Below are 693 nucleotides of genomic sequence, written 5' to 3'. Positions count from 1 at the left end.
GATGTACCGGGTAAATTAGATATTGGCCCGGTATTTCCTGGTGATGTATTACTCACTAGCCATGAGATTCAATACCACGGACAACCTGTATTAATTGTCGTTGCCGACAGCTACGCCATAGCGCGCCGCGCTGCACGTTTAGTGGTTATAGAGTGCGAGCAAACTACACCCATACTCGATATTAAAGAAGCGATAAAAAAAGAGCATTGGGTAAGGCCGCCCCATTCACTTAACCGTGGTAACAGCGAAAACGCCATTAATAACGCAGCCCACCAGCTTAAAGGCGAAATAAACATAGGCGGGCAAGAACACTTTTATTTAGAAGGTCAAATAGCGCTGGCGCAACCTGATAACGACGGGGGCATTCATGTTCAGTGCTCTACGCAACACCCTACTGAGGTGCAGCATTTAGTTGCTAAAATTTTAAAAAAGCCATTTAGCTTTGTAAACGTAGAAACCCGCCGTATGGGCGGTGCTTTTGGCGGCAAAGAAACCCAAGGCGCACCATGGGCATGCCTTGCAGCTCTTGCGGTTTACCACCTTGGCTGCGCAGTAAAAATGCGCCTAGCCCGCAGCGACGATTTTAAATTAACCGGTAAGCGCCACCCTTTTTATAATCACTATCATGTCGGTTTTGACGAAAATGGCTTAATAGAAGGTGCCGACATTACCGTAAACGGATTTTGTGGCTAC

Annotated in this window: 1 protein-coding gene; it reads left to right on the top strand. The window is 46.9% G+C overall.

From position 1 onward, the window contains the following. Window positions 1-693: molybdopterin cofactor-binding domain-containing protein (locus L654_RS0110525; protein ID WP_029753574.1), on the top strand; the 693-nt coding region annotated here is incomplete at both ends.

The sequence above is a fragment of the Pseudoalteromonas sp. TAB23 genome (genome assembly GCF_000498075.1).
GTDB lineage: Bacteria > Pseudomonadota > Gammaproteobacteria > Enterobacterales > Alteromonadaceae > Pseudoalteromonas > Pseudoalteromonas arctica.
The sequence above is the reverse complement of the archived record's forward strand: the minus strand, read 5'-3'. Positions and strand labels throughout refer to the sequence as shown.